2 protein-coding genes are annotated in these 1,091 nt (G+C 77.5%); both read right to left on the bottom strand.

Annotation, left to right across the window (positions count from 1 at the left end; all coding sequences use genetic code 11):
- Positions 1-75: 75 nt before the first annotated feature.
- Complete coding sequence (locus tag DZG00_RS15675; protein WP_199689840.1) at positions 76-621, bottom strand: NUDIX hydrolase; 546 nt, start codon at positions 619-621, stop codon at positions 76-78.
- Between the two features lie 9 nt (positions 622-630).
- A partial coding sequence (locus DZG00_RS15670; protein ID WP_147360074.1) for a GNAT family N-acetyltransferase occupies positions 631-1,091 on the bottom strand: 461 nt, incomplete at its 5' end.

Below are 1,091 nucleotides of genomic sequence, written 5' to 3'. Positions count from 1 at the left end.
AGCTGGCCGCCGCAACCCGCCCGGACGCCGGTGCCGACGGCACGGCGGGCACGACGCCCGCGGGGGGCGACGCCGTCAGTCGATGAGCCGGAGCGCCACGAGGCGCTCCAGCGCTGCCTGCCCGGCGGGCGGGCAGCGGTCCGCATCCGCGGATCCCACCAGCTCCACCTCTGCCACCTCGCCCGACGGCACCGGCTCCTGTCGGGTGCCCTCCCGCGGCTCCGCGCGGTAGACGGTCATGCTCACGAGGCGCCCCGCGTGCACGCCGTGCGCGTCAGCCAGGACGGTGAAGAGGTCCTCGATGCTGGCGGGGTCGATGTCGAGCCCCACCTCCTCGGCGGCCTCGCGCACGAGCGCCTGCCGCGCACCCTCGCCGGGCTCGATCTTGCCGCCGGGCAGGTAGAGCACGTCCTGCCCGTCGACGCGCACCATCAGCACGCGGCGGTCGCGGATGAGGGCGAGCGCGGCCACCCGCAGCGGGCGCTCGTCGGGGGTGCGGCGCCGGGCGGCATCGCCGGGGCGGCCGGCGCCGAGCTCGTCCAGCTCGTCGAAGTCGTCGTCATCGTCGTCGTCGAGGACGGGGACGACCGGGCGTCCGGCGGGGTCGGGGGTCGATGTCACGCGGTCCTCCTACAGTCCGTCGAGGCTCTTGCGAGCCGCCCACTCCACGTCGAGCAGCGCCACGACCACGGTATCGGCCCACGCTCCGCGCACCCACCTGTCGTGCACGAGGAGCGCCTCCCGCCGCATGCCGAGGCGCTCGGCCAGCCCGAGCGCGGTGGCGTCCGCCGCGTCGACCCGGCACGCGACGCGGTGCACGCCCGCCTCGGCGAACGCCAGCTCGAGGATCCGGTCGGCCGCCTCCGCCGCGAGGCCCGCGCCCCGCACGTCCTCGTGCAGGACCACGCCGAGCTCCGCCTGCCGGGCGCCGGGATCGCGCAGCAGCAGGTGCACCTCGCCGACCACGCGCGCCCACCGCTGGCCCTGCGCGGGCAGCTCGATCGCGAGGGCGAGCCGGTCGCCGACGCCGGCGAGCCGCGTCCAGGCGAGGCGGTCGGCGAGCATGCGGGCGGGGTCGGCCCAGGATCCCG

Source organism: Clavibacter lycopersici, assembly GCF_003576405.1.
Lineage (GTDB): Bacteria > Actinomycetota > Actinomycetes > Actinomycetales > Microbacteriaceae > Clavibacter > Clavibacter lycopersici.
This window is presented reverse-complemented; position numbering and strand designations above follow the sequence as displayed.